Source organism: Streptomyces sp. NPDC015125 (assembly GCF_043080045.1).
Taxonomy (GTDB): Bacteria; Actinomycetota; Actinomycetes; order Streptomycetales; family Streptomycetaceae; genus Streptomyces.
Map to the genome: position 1 here is coordinate 18,548 of NZ_JBIBVF010000021.1, position 14,666 is coordinate 33,213.

A 14,666-nucleotide genomic window follows, 5' to 3' on the forward strand; every position below is an offset into this window, starting at 1 on the left:
GCCGGTTACCGGGGTGTGCCGTGCGGGCCTGTGGTGAGCGCTCCGGGGTGCGCGGCGTCGAGCTCCGCTGCGGGGCTTGCGGGGCCGGCTGCGCGCCGGAAATGCCCCGGTGCGCCCTCCCGCCGGGCGGCGGGGCCCGTCTAGCGTCGGCCGGAGGAGGCAGTCATGGGGTGGCGTGACGTCGCGGCCCGGGCGTCGGCCGGCCGGCACCCGCGAGCCGTACCCGGGCGCTGGATATCCGGGGCCGTCGTCGGGGTCCTGTGGTGGTGGGCGGCGGTCCGGCTGGTGGTGTGGCCGCAGTCGGCGGGGGTGATCGAGGGGGTCGTGGCGCTGGGCGGCTGGGGACTCAGTCTGCTGCCGGTGCACTGTGTTCCGCGGGCGGACGGGCCTGACGGCGGTCCGCGGCGCGCCCTGGTCCGGGCGGTCCGGGGGTTTCACGGGGTTCGGGGGGTGTGGGGGGCGGTGGTCACCAAGGCATGGCGACGCCGCCGTTAGGGCGGAGGATCTGGCCGGTCATGAACGACGATGCGTCCGACGCCAGATGCAGCACGGTGTGGGCGATGTCCGCCGGCTCTCCCACCCTCCCCAGCGGTGACATCCGGATCATCGGTCCCTCCGCCTGCTGCTGGGCCCGGGCGGTGTGGCGCTCGGTCATCGCCGTACGGACCCAGCCCGGGGCGACGGCATTGACGCGGATGCCGTGCCGGCCCACCTCCGTGGCCAGGGTCTTGGTGAGCTGGACGACGGCGGCCTTGGCGGCGCCGTAGCAGAGCAGGCCGGGCGCGCCGGTGTCGATCGCGCCCGAGGCCATGTTCACGAGGGAACCACGGGTGGCGGTGGCAATCATGGCGCGGGCCGCCTCCTGGCAGCCGTACAGCACGCCCTTGAAGTTGGTGTTCCAGACCCGGTCCAGCTCCGCGTCCTCGGTCTCCAGGACGGCGGAGGAGTACATGATCCCGGCGATGTTCGCCATCACCTCGATGCGGCCGGTGGCGCTGCGGGCGGCGTCGACGACGGCGGCGATCTGGTCGCGCCGGGTGACATCGAGGTGGTGGGCGTGTGCCGAGCCCCCTGCCGCGGTGATCGCCGCGGCGGTCGCCTTGGTGCCCCGATCGTCGAGGTCGGCGCAGTGGACGGTGGCCCCGGCCTCGGCGAGGAGGACGGCGGTGGCGCGGCCGATTCCGCTTGCCGCGCCGGTGACGATCGCGGTGCGGCCCGTGAGGTCGTACGCCGTGAAGGGCATGGGGTGAGGGTAGGGAGGAATCTGACGGGGCGTCAATTGGTGGGACGCGATGCGGTACGGCTCAGTCCGTGGGCCGGGGGTCCGGCCGGGCGTCCGGCCGGTCGGGCTGGCAGGCGGGGCACCAGTAGGTGGCGCGCTCCTCGGAGGCGGGGTCCTGGTCGGCGGCGCGGATGGCGGTACCGCAGCGCAGGCAGGGGCGGCCGGCCCGGCCGTAGACCCACAGCCGGCGGTCGGGGCGGGCTCCCCTGCTGCCCTCGGACGGGTGGGGGCGGTAGCCCCAGGGCGTGGTGGTGCGGGCGGGGCGGTGCTTGTTGGCCTCCAGGAGCTTCTTGGCGAGGGCGGGCACGCGCTCGGGCCGGGGCAGCCGGCCCACGGGGAGCCAGGGGGAGGCGCGCAGCAGAAAGCACAGCTCGGACTTGTAGACATTGCCGATACCGGCGAGATTGCGCTGGTCGAGCAGGGCCTCGCCGAGAGGGCGATCCGGGGCGGAGAGCAGCCGTCCGAGGGCTTGTTCCGGGTCCCAGCCGGGGCCGAGGAGGTCGGGTCCCAGGTGGCCGACGACCCGGGACTCCTCGGTGGTGCGCAGCAGATCGAGGACGGGGAGGCGGTAGCCGACGGCGGTGTGTTCCGTGGTGCCGAGAACCGCCCTGATCTGATGGGCGGGACCGCCGCGCCAGCGCTCGGCCGGGGCATAGATCTTCCATGCGCCGTCCAGCCGCAGATGGGAGTGCAGGGTGAGGCCGCCCTCGAAGCGGGTGAGGAGGTGTTTGCCGCGGGAGAGCACCTCCAGCACCTCGCGGCCGGTCAGATCCACCGTCGCGAGCCGGGGGACGCGCAGGTCGCAGCGGGTCAGCGGGCGGCCGGCCAGCGCGTCGCCGAGCCGCTGGGCCAGGCGCCAGACGGTGTCGCCTTCGGGCATGTCACCATCATGCCGCGCGGGTGTGCGCGGGGGCCCCTGGCGCGGGGGTGCGGCTGCCGCTTGCGTCACCCTCGCAGCCGCAGTCCCCTCGGGGTCGGGTGGAAGCCGGCGGACTCCAGCGCGGGGGCATAGGGGGAGGTGAGCGCCGAGGTGCCGTTGATGCGCTCGGTGGTGAGGGTGCCCAGGGCGCCGGCGCGGGCGGCATCCGTGAGCGCCTCGACGGCGAGCCGCAGGCGGGGGTCCATGGCGGCCGGGGCCGGGGCGTCGCCGAGCGGCCAGATGAGCAGGGTCTTGCCGCCGCGCTCCAGGTAGAGCGTCAGCTCGCCGTCGACGAGGACGACGAGGGAGCCCGCCTTGCGGCCGGGTTTGTGGGCCGAGCCTTCGGGCGGCTCGGGCCAGGACAGGGCGGCGCCATAGGCATTGGCCGGGTCGGCGGCGGCCAGGACGACGGCGCGCTGCGGGCCGCCGCGCCGGGCCTGCGCCGGGCCGCCGTCCGGCAGGGCGTCATCGGCGGCGCGCTCGCGCTGGGTGCTGACCGCGCGCAGCCGGTCCACCGCGCCGTCCATCGCGAACTGGGCGGCGCCCAGCCCCTCCACCACATAGCCGCGGCGGGCCTGGCCGGACTCCTCGAAGGCGGCCAGTACGCGGTACGCGGCGGAGAACCCGCCCTCGACCCCCTCGGCGGCGACCGCGCCGCGGGTGACGATGCCGTGCCGGTCCAGGAGGGTGCGGGCCAGGGCGTGGGCGCGGTGGGTGGGGTCCGGTTCGGCGGCCGGCAGCAGTGACCAGCGGCCGCCCACCGTCGGTGGGCCGGAGCGGGAGGCGGTGGGGCGGCCGCTGCGGCCGGTGGCCGCGGTCAGCGAGCCGTATCTGCCCCGGGGGACGGCCCGGCGGGCGCGATGGGCGGTCGAGCCGGCCGTACGGCCCGAGCCGAGGAGGGCACGCAGCGGGGCCAGGGTGTCATTGGTCAGCCGGCCCGACCAGGCCAGGTCCCACAAGGCATCGGCCAGCTGGGAGTCGGTGGCCTCGGGGTGGGTGGTGGCGCGGACCTGGTCGGCGAGCTGGCGGAAGAACAGCCCGTATCCGGGGGCGAGGGCGGTCAGCAACGACTCGTGCAGCGCGGTCAGTTCCAGTGGGAGGGGCTGCGGGAGCAGGAGGGGGGCGGAGTCGGCGAGATGGAGAGCGACCCAGCCGTCCTTGCCGGGGAGCGCTCCGGCGCCGGCCCACAACACCTCGCCGGTGGTGGTGAGTTCGTCCAGCAGGGCGGGGGTGTAGCCGCCGACGCGGGAGGGCAGCACCAGCTTTTCCAGGGCGGAGGCGGGTACGGCGGCGCCCTGGAGCTGCTCGACGGCGCGTACCAGACCGTCGATACCGCGCAGGCTGTGCGACGAGCCGGTGAGCGGCGCCGGCACCCCGCTCACCGGCGCCGGCCGGGGCGCGCCGAGGTGCTGCCACTGGGGGAGGAAAGCGGCGAGCGCGGCGGGCGGCACCGGCTCCAGCTCCTCGCGCAGCGCGGCGAGCGAGCGGCGGCGCAGCCTGCGCAGCACCTGGGCGTCGCACCACTCCTGGCCGATGCCCGCGGGGTGGAACTCACCCTGGACGACCCGGCCGGCCGCGGCGAGGAGATGCAGCGCGCCGTCGGTGACGGCCGTGCCGAGGCCGAAGCGGGCGGCGGCCTGCTCGGAGGTGAACGGGCCGTGGGTGCGGGCGTAGCGGGACAGCAGATCGCCCAGCGGGTCCTTGACCGGTTCCGTGAACGACTCGGGGACGCCGACCGGCAGTGCCGTGCCCAGGGCGTCGCGGAGCCGGCCGGCGTCCTCGACGGCGGCCCAGTGCTCGGTCCCGGCGATCCGCACCGCAATGGCCCGGCGGGCGGCGGCCAGCTCCCCGGGCCAGGCCGGATCCGCGCCGCGCTCGGCCAGCTCGGCGCCGGTCAGCGGCCCCAGCAGCCGCAGGACGTCGGCGACGCCCTCCACGTCCTTGATCCGCCGGTCGTCCGTGAGCCACTGCAGCTCGCGCTCCAGCCCGGCCAGCACCTCGGCGTCCAGCAGCTCGCGCAGCTCGGCCTGGCCCAGCAGCTCGGCCAGCAGCCGGGAGTCCAGGGAGAGTGCGGCGGCGCGGCGCTCGGCGAGCGGGGAGTCGCCCTCGTAGAGGAACTGGGCGACATAGCCGAACAGCAGCGAGCGGGCGAACGGGGACGGCTCGGGAGTGGTGACCTCCACCAGCCGGACCCGGCGCGCCTCGATGTCCCCCATCAGCTCCGACAGGCCCGGTACGTCGAAGACGTCCTGAAGGCACTCGCGGACGGCCTCCAGCACGATCGGGAAGGACCCGAACTCGCTCGCCACCTGCAGGAGCTGCGAGGCACGCTGACGCTGCTGCCACAGCGGGGTGCGCTTGCCGGGACTGCGCCGCGGCAGCAGCAGGGCACGCGCGGCGCACTCCCGGAACCGGGAGGCGAACAGCGCGGAGCCGCCCACCTGGTCCCTGACGATCTGGTCGACCTCGCCGTGCTCGAAGGCGACATCGGCCGCCCCCACGGGGGACTGCTCGGGGTCGTACGCCGTGCCGCGCGCGGCCAGGCCCGGATCGGCGGCCGGATCGAAACCGCCGTCGCCGTCCAGGAGGTCGAGGCCCAGCAGATCGGCGTCGGGCAGCCGCAGCACCATGCCGTCGTCGGCGTGCATCACCTGGGCGTCCATGCCGTAGCGCTCGGCGAGTCGGGCGCCGAGGGCCAGTGCCCACGGGGCGTGGACCTGGGCGCCGAAGGGGGAGTGGACGACCACCCGCCAGTCGCCGAGCTCGTCACGGAACCGCTCCACGACGATCGTGCGGTCGTCGGGGACATGGCCGCAGGCCTGCTTCTGCTCGGCGAGATAGCTCAGCACATTGGACGCCGCCCAGTCGTCCAGCCCGGCGGCGGACAGCCGGGCCCGGGCGTCCTCCGGCCCGAGCGCCCCGAGCTCGCGGAGGAACGCGCCGAGTGCACGGCCCAGTTCGAGGGGCCGGCCCAGCTGATCGCCCTTCCAGAAGGGCAGTCGTCCCGGTACGCCGGGAGCGGGGGTGACCAGTACCCGGTCGCGGGTGATGTCCTCGATGCGCCAGGACGTCGTGCCGAGCGTGAAGACATCGCCGACGCGGGACTCGTAGACCATCTCCTCGTCGAGCTCCCCCACCCGGCGGCCGCCCTTGCCGGAGTCGCCGCCCGCCAGGAACACCCCGAACAGGCCGCGGTCGGGGATCGTGCCGCCGGAGGTGACGGCCAGCCGCTGGGCGCCGGGGCGCCCCGTGACGGTCTGCGCCACGCGGTCCCACACCAGCCGCGGCCGCAGCTCGGCGAAGGCATCGGAGGGGTAGCGGCCGGCGAGCATGTCCAGCACGGCCGTGAACGCCGACTCGGGAAGTCCGGCGAACGGGGCGGCCCGCCGGACGACGGCCAGCAGCTCCTCGACGTCCCAGGTGTCCATCGCGGTCATGGCGACGAGCTGCTGGGCGAGGACGTCCAGTGGATTGGCGGGCACCCGCAGCGCCTCGATGGCGCCCGAGCGCATCCGCTCGGTGACCACGGCGGCCTGCACCAGATCGCCGCGGTACTTGGGGAAGACGACGCCCGTCGAGACCGCGCCGACCTGGTGCCCGGCCCGGCCGACCCGCTGCAGCCCGGAGGCGACCGACGGCGGCGACTCCACCTGGATGACCAGATCGACCGCGCCCATGTCGATACCCAGCTCCAGACTGGAGGTGGCGACCACGGCCGGCAGCCGGCCGGCCTTCAAGTCCTCCTCCACCTGGGCGCGTTGCTCCTTGGACACCGAGCCGTGGTGGGCGCGGGCCAGCAGCGCCGGGGCACCCTTGGCCGCCCCGGCCTCGGCCATCAGCTCCGCGGGGGAGTGGTGCTCGGGCAGCGCCTCACCGGTCTGCCGCTCGTAGGCGATCTCGTTGAGGCGGTTGCACAGCCGCTCCGCCAGCCGGCGGGAGTTGGCGAAGACGATCGTGGAGCGGTGGGCCTGGACAAGATCGGCGATCCTCTCCTCGACCTGCGGCCAGATGGACGGCTTCTCGCCGGTGTCGCCCTCCTGGACCGGCGAGCCGCCCAGCTCGCCCATGTCCTCCACCGGGACGACCACCGAGAGGTCGAAACGCTTCCCGGACGGCGGCTGGACGATCTCCACCCGGCGCCGCGGCGACAGATAGCGCGCCACCTCCTCCACCGGCCGCACCGTCGCGGACAGCCCGATCCGGCGGGCCGGGCGGTCGTGGTGGAGCCGCGCAGGGCCGGCGCAGCGGAGCTCGTCCAGCCGCTCCAGGGACAGTGCCAGATGCGCACCGCGCTTGGTGCCGGCCACGGCATGGACCTCGTCCACGATCACCGTCTCGACGCCCGCCAGCGCCTCCCGGGCGGAGGACGTCAGCATCAGGAACAGCGACTCGGGGGTGGTGATGAGGATGTCCGGCGGGCGGTTGGCGATCGAGCGGCGCTCGGCGGGCGGGGTGTCGCCGGAACGGATGGCGACCGTGATGTCCGGCTCGGGCAGCCCGAGGCGGACCGACTCCTGCCGGATGCCCGTCAGCGGACTGCGCAGATTGCGCTCGACGTCGACGGCCAGCGCCTTCATCGGGGAGACATACAGCACCCGGCAGCGCTTCTTCGGCTCGGCGGGCGGGGGAGTGCTCGCCAGCGCGTCCAGGGACGCGAGGAAGGCGGCGAGGGTCTTGCCGGAGCCCGTGGGCGCCACGACCAGGACGTCGGAGCCCGCGCCGATCGCCTGCCAGGCCCCTTCCTGCGCGGCGGTGGGCGCGCTGAACGCCCCGGCGAACCAGCCGCGGGTCGCGGGGGAGAAGGAATCGAGCGCTGCCTTGGCCATGTCCTCCATCGTGCACCGGACCACTGACAACGCGGTCGTCGCGCGCTGCGCCGTCCGCCGCGGACCGGGTTCCCCGGGCCGTCCACGCCACGGACGCGCAGGTCGGCGCCCACCTGGCGGAAGCGGAAGGGGGCATCACCGGTCGGCAGACCTTCGGCGGCGGCCGCCCGCAGCAGACCTTCGACGGCGGCCGGCCCGCACCTGATGCTCGGGGCCAAGGCCGCGGGGGTGGCCGCCGCGGCCGTCGCGCCGGTGCCGAGGGCACCGTTCGTGCCGGTCATCGCCGTCGCCGTGGTCGGCACCGCCGGGGTACGGGCCCTGGGGGGAGGGAAGCGCTCAGATGAGGCGGCGCCCGTACGCCCGTAGGGTCAGCAGCGCCTTGAGCGTCACCATCGGGCGGCTCTCCAGAGCCGTCCCGGGTGCCCACGCCCGCCAGTTGACCGGCCAGCCGCCGTCCTCCTGCTGGAGCGCGCCGAGATGGTCCAGCGCCCGGTCCATCTCGTCGTCGGTGAACCAGTCGCGCGCCAGCGAGCCGGGCGTGGGCGCGAAGTCGTACGCCAGGTGATGCTCGCCGGGGGCGTACCCCTGAGCCACCGGGACATCCGCGGCCCGCTCCGGGTCCAGCAGCACCAGCCGCTGGTCCCGCACGAGCCTGCCGAGCCGCTGCGCCGCCGCGGCGGCCCGCGGCCGGTCCGGGGCGCCGTCCAGGAAGGCCACCGCCGCCTCGACCTCGTACGGATGGGTCCGGGTCAGCGACTCCACGGTCGCCCAGCAGTAGTCCGTGGCGCGGAAGAGCCAGGCGTGCCAGACCTCGTTGCGGTGCAGCACCCCCACCACGGGGCCGGTGGCCAGCAGCGCGCTCGGCGGGTCGTCGACCACCGGGATCCAGGGCGCGGCCGGATAGCCCCGCTGTGAGGGGTGCACCGCGGGCAGCGCCCCCTCGGGGGTGGAGATCTTCGTCAGATAGCGGCAGATGCGCTCCACCTGGCGGCCGTCACAGCGCCCGATCAGATCGAGGACGTGCAGGGCGTGGGCGGTGTGCAGCGGCTGGCTGACCGGGCCGCGAAGATCGGGCTCCAGCGCGTGGCCGAACCCGTCGTCGTCATTGCGGTAGGCGGCGAGCGCGGTCTCGACCGGGTCGGCCCCGCCGCCCAGGAAGTGGTAGGCGAAAAGCCGCTGTTCGAGCACCCGCGCGGTCAGCCAGACGAAGCGCTCGCCGCGCGCGAGAGGGGTCGAAGGAGGAAGTGCGTTGTCGGCCATGGCCTGACCGTAGGGCGGAAATCCCCCGGCGGCACCGGCTCGCGCACCGCTGCCCTCCCAGGCGGGATACTGAAGGCATGCGGTTGACGGATCTTGCGGCGGTGACCGCCGGCCCCGGGCCGGCTGCAGGCCGCGGGAGGCACCGCGGATGCGGTCCGCTGTGCGCACGCCGTCCCCCGGCGGTGCGACATCAAGGGAGATGCGGGGCCGAGGTGACGCTATGCGCTGTCCGCGACGTCGCCGTCCCGGGGGGCCGCGCCGTCCCGGTCCGCCGCGAGCCGGGCGGACGCCGAGTGGAAGGCCTCCAGGCCCGCCGCGAGCCGGGCGACATCGGCGGGTTCCATGCGGTCGAGGGTGGCCGTGACCTCCCGGCTGCGGGCCACGCGGTACTGCTCCAGCAGCACCCGGCCGCGCAGGCTCAGCCGCAGCTCGACCTCCCGCCGGCTGGTCGCGCTGGGTCCCCGCTCCGCGAGGCCCATGGCTTCCAGGCGGTCGCAGAGCCTGCTGACCGCCGGTGGACGCGAGCCGAGTGCTTCGGCGAGGGTGCGCAGATTGGTGCCTTCGCGCCGCTCGATCACCAGCAGAGCGCGCAGCTGGGACAGCGAGACCTCCGCCGAGCGTGCCGCTTCCTGTCCGCGTCCCCACAACACCTCGAGCAACTCGGCCGCGGCAAGCGCCGCCGCGCTCGCGCGCTCGTGGGAATGGGGCCGACCGGTGAAACGGGACACACGAACACTCTGTCACCCTGTGCGCGCCCTTGTCAGACCGACCCTGCCCTAGGACCTGGACGAAGGGTGTTCGCAAAACCATGACTCAACGCCTCGAAGCGGAGACGGCGCTGCGCGCCGCGGCGCCGCATGCCCTGGTCGACGCCCTGCGGGACGTCCTCACCACCACCTACCGGGCCACTGCGGTGCGGCTGTTGCTGACGGATTACGGCGGGACGGTGCTCAGATCGTGCGACGGGTCGGGGCACGGCGAGGACTCGTTGTCCGTCTTCGGCAGCCCGGAGGGGCGGGCGCTGGGCAGCCAGGAGCCCCGGGAGCAGCAGGTGGCGCACGGGGATGCCGTCGACCACCATCTGCCGGTGACGGTGCGTGGCGACCGCATCGGCATCCTGACGGTGCGGCTCCCGGACGACCGCTCCACGCCCGACGTCGTCGACGAGCTCAGGTACGTCGCGGACCTGCTCGGGCGCGAAATCCTCGTCGCCGAGCGTGACACGGACGTCTACCAGCGGGCACGCAGGATCAGCCGCCTCACCCTGGCCGCGGAGATGCAGTGGCAGCTGCTGCCCGCCCGCGCGTACAGCGACGCACGGTTCGCCCTCGGGGCACAGCTGGAGCCCGCGTATGCCGTGCACGGTGACAACTTCGACTGGTCCGCTGACGCCGACGGGCTGACCTTCACCGTCACCAACGGGATGGGCGAGGGCATCGAGGCCTCGCTCCTCACCCACCTTGCGGTCAATGCCCTGCGCAACGCCCGCCGGGCCGGTGTCGGCCTCGCGGACCAGGCGGCACTGGCCGACCAGGCCGTCCACGACCACTACCGGGGCGCGGCCCATGTGTCGACGCTGCTGCTGCGCATCGAACTGGCGACGGGGCGGGTGGAAGCCATCGACGCGGGGTCGCCGCAGATGTGGCGGATGCGGGGGAAGTCGGTCGAGCGCATCGATCTCGATGCCCAGCTGCCCCTGGGCATGTTCGAGGAGTCGCACTACACACCGCAGGAGTTCACGATCACCCCGGGGGACCGTCTGATCTTCGTCAGCGACGGGGTGTACGAGACGCTCTCGCCACGGGGGGCGAGGTATGCCGAGCACGCGCTCTCGCGCGCCATCCACGCCACGAGTCTGCTGCCGGCCGCCATGGTGCCGCGTGAGCTCCTGCGCGACGTGGCCGATTACCGTGAGGCGGAGTCCTTGGATGACGCCTTGGTGCTGTGTCTTGACTGGCTCGGCAACGGTCACTGCTGAACGGAGACCATTGCTGTCCCTGTGCGGGAGCACGGCCGGCCGTGTGACACTCCGGTCACCGGCGTTGTGCCTGGACAGGAGGTCGCCGGCGCCTCGGGAGAGCCGACCGCAAGGATTCGGCTGCCCGGCCGCTCGCGGCCGCCGGTGGGTGAAGAGCGGGCCCGTGGGTTCCCGCCCTTGATCGCGCTCGCTAACATTTGCCGGGCGACAACTGTTAACGGTGTGCGGACCGGCCCACCGCAACCGCAGGGCGAACCGGCCCGAGGCAGCCACCCGGGCCGGCCGACCGAAAGGACGATGAGTTGGGATCCGCTGAGGTTGCCGCACGCGAACGCGTCGTGAGCGTGCTGCGCGAAGAGGCCGACGAGATCTCGGACCGTTGGGTGCAGTTGCAGCTGGCGCAGCCGACGCTGGACGGGGAGGTGAGCGAGGCCGAGCTCGGCGAGGAAGCCGATGCCCTGGTCAGCGCCCTGCTCTCCGGCCTGGACCGCGGTCTGGCGGTGGAGCACGTGGTCACCTCGCACGAGGAGATCCATCAAGCCGTATCCGAAATCTCCCTGCGACGCGCCCGCCGGGGGGTCTCGCCCACCGCGACGTCGCTGGCCGTGATGTCGCTGAAGGAGGCCCTGCTGAAGGCCGTTCAGCGGCATACCCGTGACGGTGAGGACCTCTTCCACAGCGCGGTGCTGATCAACCGCCTCCTGGACAGCGCCGGAGCGCTCTCCTTCGAGATCTTCGTGGAGGGCCGGGAAGAGATCATCCGCCGGCAGAGCCAGCAGCTGCTGGAGGTGTCCACCCCGGTCGTCAGGCTGTGGCGCCAGGTGCTGGCCGTCCCGCTGATCGGCACGCTCGACACCGCACGCACCCAGGTGGTGATGGAAAATGTGCTCCAGGCCATCCAGGAGCACGAGGCGCTGGTCGCCATCATCGACATCACCGGCGTACCCACCGTCGACACCGCCGTCGCCCAGCATCTGATGCACACGGTCAATGCGGTACGTCTCATGGGCGCGGACTGCATCATCAGCGGCATCCGGCCGCCGATCGCCCAGACCATCGCCCAGCTCGGTATCGACCTGTCGACGATCATGACCCGGGCCACCCTGGCCGACGCCCTGGGAGAGGCCGTGAAGCTCACCGACGCCGCGCCGTCGAAGTCCGCCCCCCTGGCGCAGCGGTGAATGTCCCCGCGTCGGCCGGTGTGCCGATTCTGCGGCTGGGCGACGTCCTGGTCACCGGGCTCCTCAACGAACTCGACGACAAGACGGCCGTGGCCTTCACCGAGGAGCTCACCGCCCGCATCACGAGCGATCGGGCGCGTGGGGTGCTCATCGACATTTCCCGGCTGGAAATCGTCGATTCTTTCGTGGCCCGTACTTTGATGGAGCTGACCACCATGGCGCGGCTGCTGGGCGCCCGGGTGATCGTTGCCGGGATGCGGCCGCCGGTCGCCATCACCCTGGTCGAGCTGGGGCTGCAGCTGACCGGGGTGGAAACGGCACTCAACGCCGAGCACGGCATGGCCGCGCTGGGCTGGCATCAGAGCCTGCAGCCTTCCGAAGGGGTGCTGCGTGAGTTCGGCACGGAATAGTGACCACGCGGTGGGCCTCGCCACGGCCGCTCGACACGTCCCCGACGCGGAGGGCAGCACATCGGTGCACCAGGTGCGGACCGAAGAAGACCTGCTGACCGTCCGCCACGCCGTACGGGCGGCCACCGTGCAGGCCGGATTCAGCATCGTCGATCAGACGCGTGTGGTCACCGCCGCCAGTGAGCTGGCACGTAACGCCTACATCCACGGGGGAGGGGGCACCGTGACCATCGACTGCCTGATGTCGCGCGACACCGCGGGACTCCGTCTGACGATCACCGATGACGGGCCCGGCATCGCGGACGTCGGCGCCGCACTCGCCGACGGCTTCACCACCGGCGCGGGGCTCGGTCACGGTCTGGGGGGCGCCCGACGGCTGATGAACGACTTCGAACTCCGCTCGGCTCCGGGGCAGGGCACGACCGTGATCGCCACGCGATGGGCGAGTCGTTGACGCTCCCCTGCCCCCGGCCGACGGCACGTATCGCCGTGGACCACTACAGCGCCGTTCATCTGGCCGCCGAAACCGCCCGGGCGGTCGCCGGGCAGTGCGGGCTGCCGGGAGCGCTGCCCGACCGGGCCGCGGTCATCGCCTCGGAACTGGCCAGCAATCTGGCCAATCACGCGACCAACGGTGCGCTGTTCATCCAGGCCCTGCCCCTTGGGGGCGGCATGGAGATCGTCGCTGCGGACCACGGGCCCGGCATCGGCGCACTGCACCAGTGCCTCGCCGACGGCTACACCACCGGCAGCACCCTCGGCGCCGGCCTGGGAGCCGTGAAACGGATAGCCACCACCCTCACCATCCGCACGGCGCCGGGGGACGGAACCCTCGTCTGCGCCCGCCTCACCGCACCCGACGAGACGGCGTCGGCCGACCAGGAAGCAGGGGCCATCTGCGTACCGGCCGACCGTGAACAGACCAGCGGCGACGGGTGCGCCCTCGCCGATCACGGCTCCGCGCGCACCGCACTCGTCGTGGACGGCCTCGGCCACGGACCGCACGCCGCCGAGGCCGCGCAAGTGGCGCTGCGGTCCTTCCACCGCGGACCGGACGCCCCCCTGCCCGAGATCCTCACCGGCCTCCACCGGGCACTGCGCCGCACCCGCGGGGCGGCCGTCGGCCTGCTGCGCCTGCACCCCGGGCGGGCGGAGTACTGCGGTGTCGGCAACGTACGCGTCGTGACCCTGACCCCGCTCGGCCCGGGCCACCGGCTGACTGGTCAGCCGGGAATTGCCGGACTGAACATGACGCCACCGCATGTGCGAGCCTTCCCCGTACCGCCCGGCGGCACGATACTGCTCCACTCCGACGGCATCGACCACCGCTGGGCCCAGGCGCCCTCGGCCTTTGTGCGCCGCCTGCCCCCGTCCCTGCTCGCCGCCTCCCTCGCCCACAGCCACCGCCTCCCCCGCGACGATGCGACCGTGCTCGCCGCCCGTCCCCGCCAGAGACTTCCGTGACCCCCCATACCTTCCACGACCTGCCGGCCCTCCGCCGCGCCCTACGGCGGATCTGCGAAGCGCACCGGCTTCCCTCCCGGACCGGTGGGCGCCTGGTGCTCTCCGTGGCCCAGGTGGCCGGCGCCGCCTTGCGCGCCGGCGGCCCCGTCCGCCTCGAAGCCGCCGAGCGGACCGCTCCGGGCGGCACCGCCCTGCTGGCCGTCACGCTGCACGCCGCACCGGCGCCGGCACCGCCGAGCTGGGCGCACCTGCCGCTGCCGGGTCAGGCCATGCCCGACGGCGTGGTCGCCTGGCACCTGCCCCTCGGCGAGGAGCAGCCCGAACCCGCTCCCCTTGCCGGCGCGCAGGGCTGCGTACCCGGCCAGGCCGGGGGGCGCGAGGCGGATACCGCCGAGACGTACGAGGCACGGATCGCGGCGCTCGAAGGCGATCTCACCGCGGCCCTCTCCCGGGTGGACACCCTCTCCACGGAGCTGCACCGCCTCAAGGACGAACTCGCCGAGACCAACAGCGGCGTGCTCGCCCTCTACGTCCAGCTGGAGGAGCGGGACGAACAGCTACGACGGGCCCACGGCCAGATCCTGCGGGAGCTGGAGGACGCGCTGCGTCCCTCGCCGATCAGCGTGGAGGGCCTGGAGTTCGCCGTCCACTACGAACCGGCCGACACCGATGCGCCCACGGGGGGCGACTTCTACGACTGGCTCAGCCTCCCCGACGGCACCGTGCACATCACCGTCGTCGATGCGCTGGGACATGGCGTGCGCAGCACCCGCAGCGCGCTCAACGTCACTCATGCCGTGCGCACCCTGGCGCTCGAAGGCCACCCGCTCGAATCCATCGTCGCCCGTACTCACGACATCCTGGCCCCGTTCGACCCCGAGATCATGGCGACGGTGCTGCTCGCCCGTATCCACCCCGAAACCGGTGAACTCCGCCTGGCCAACGGCAGTCACCCGCCGGCCCTGCTGCTGCGTGCCGACGGGACCTCCGACTATCTGGAGGTCCGCGGCCGGGGCATCGGGTTCCCACTGCCGGGGAGCGAGGCCGTGCGGGAGGACACCCTGCACGAGGGCGACCTTCTGGTGCTCTACACCGATGGCCTGACCGAGAGCCGGCGAGACCCCATCGAAGGCGAGGCGCGACTGGTCAGGAGCGCCCGGGCCCATGCCCGCCGACCGGTGGAAGAGATCCCCGGCGCCGTCGCGGAGGACATGCACACCGTCATTCTGCACTCCGACGACACCCTTGCCCTTGCCGTCCGCCGGGCCCGGCGGGACACCTCGCGGGCGGGGACGACGACGCAGGTGTGACCGGCCCGGCCCCCGGCGCTTCCCCTTGCCGCCGGG

At 73.6% G+C, this 14,666-nt stretch carries 12 protein-coding genes; 7 read left to right on the top strand and 5 right to left on the bottom strand.

Annotation, left to right across the window (positions count from 1 at the left end; genetic code table 11):
• Positions 1-165 precede the first annotated feature (165 nt).
• A complete protein-coding gene (locus tag ACF088_RS31835) occupies positions 166-495 on the top strand; it encodes a hypothetical protein (RefSeq protein ID WP_392379348.1) in 330 nt (109 codons plus the stop codon).
• Here ACF088_RS31835 and ACF088_RS31840 read toward each other — a convergent pair.
• The 5 genes from ACF088_RS31840 to ACF088_RS31860 form a co-directional block, all read right to left on the bottom strand.
• A complete protein-coding gene (locus ACF088_RS31840; RefSeq protein WP_392379349.1) occupies positions 467-1,243 on the bottom strand; it encodes an SDR family NAD(P)-dependent oxidoreductase in 777 nt (258 codons plus the stop codon). The genes ACF088_RS31835 and ACF088_RS31840 overlap by 29 nt on opposite strands.
• Positions 1,244-1,304: 61 nt before the next feature.
• On the bottom strand, positions 1,305-2,162 hold the full coding sequence (locus ACF088_RS31845; protein ID WP_392379350.1) for an Fpg/Nei family DNA glycosylase: 858 nt from the start codon (positions 2,160-2,162) through the stop codon (positions 1,305-1,307).
• A 65-nt stretch (positions 2,163-2,227) separates the two neighbouring features.
• The gene (locus tag ACF088_RS31850; protein WP_392379351.1) at positions 2,228-7,027 is read right to left on the bottom strand and encodes a DEAD/DEAH box helicase; all 4,800 of its coding nucleotides are present in this window, start codon (positions 7,025-7,027) and stop codon (positions 2,228-2,230) included.
• 336 nt (positions 7,028-7,363) lie between these two features.
• Positions 7,364-8,287, bottom strand: coding sequence for a hypothetical protein (locus tag ACF088_RS31855; RefSeq protein ID WP_392379352.1), 924 nt, complete (start codon positions 8,285-8,287; stop codon positions 7,364-7,366).
• 218 nt (positions 8,288-8,505) lie between these two features.
• A complete protein-coding gene (locus ACF088_RS31860; protein ID WP_392379353.1) occupies positions 8,506-9,015 on the bottom strand; it encodes a MarR family winged helix-turn-helix transcriptional regulator in 510 nt (169 codons plus the stop codon).
• Positions 9,016-9,095: 80 nt separating this feature from the next.
• Between ACF088_RS31860 and ACF088_RS31865 the strand changes: the two genes are divergently transcribed.
• The 6 genes from ACF088_RS31865 to ACF088_RS31890 all read left to right on the top strand — a co-directional run bounded on the left by ACF088_RS31865 (position 9,096) and on the right by ACF088_RS31890 (position 14,630).
• Positions 9,096-10,265: a PP2C family protein-serine/threonine phosphatase gene (locus ACF088_RS31865; RefSeq protein WP_392379354.1), complete on the top strand. Its 1,170-nt coding sequence runs from the start codon at positions 9,096-9,098 to the stop codon at positions 10,263-10,265.
• A gap of 302 nt (positions 10,266-10,567) precedes the next feature.
• Positions 10,568-11,446, top strand: coding sequence for an STAS domain-containing protein (locus ACF088_RS31870; RefSeq protein WP_392379355.1), 879 nt, complete (start codon positions 10,568-10,570; stop codon positions 11,444-11,446).
• On the top strand, positions 11,443-11,856 hold the full coding sequence (locus ACF088_RS31875; protein ID WP_392379356.1) for an STAS domain-containing protein: 414 nt from the start codon (positions 11,443-11,445) through the stop codon (positions 11,854-11,856). The genes ACF088_RS31870 and ACF088_RS31875 overlap by 4 nt, the downstream gene beginning before the upstream one ends.
• Positions 11,837-12,310, top strand: a complete 474-nt coding sequence (locus tag ACF088_RS31880) for an ATP-binding protein (protein WP_392379357.1) — start codon at positions 11,837-11,839, stop codon at positions 12,308-12,310. Before ACF088_RS31875 ends, ACF088_RS31880 begins: the two co-directional genes overlap by 20 nt.
• Positions 12,295-13,320 carry a SpoIIE family protein phosphatase gene (locus ACF088_RS31885; protein ID WP_392379358.1) on the top strand — a complete coding sequence of 342 codons (1,026 nt, stop codon included), beginning with the start codon at positions 12,295-12,297 and terminating at the stop codon, positions 13,318-13,320. The genes ACF088_RS31880 and ACF088_RS31885 overlap by 16 nt, the downstream gene beginning before the upstream one ends.
• Positions 13,317-14,630, top strand: a complete 1,314-nt coding sequence (locus ACF088_RS31890; protein ID WP_392379359.1) for a PP2C family protein-serine/threonine phosphatase — start codon at positions 13,317-13,319, stop codon at positions 14,628-14,630. The genes ACF088_RS31885 and ACF088_RS31890 overlap by 4 nt, the downstream gene beginning before the upstream one ends.
• Positions 14,631-14,666 lie beyond the last annotated feature (36 nt).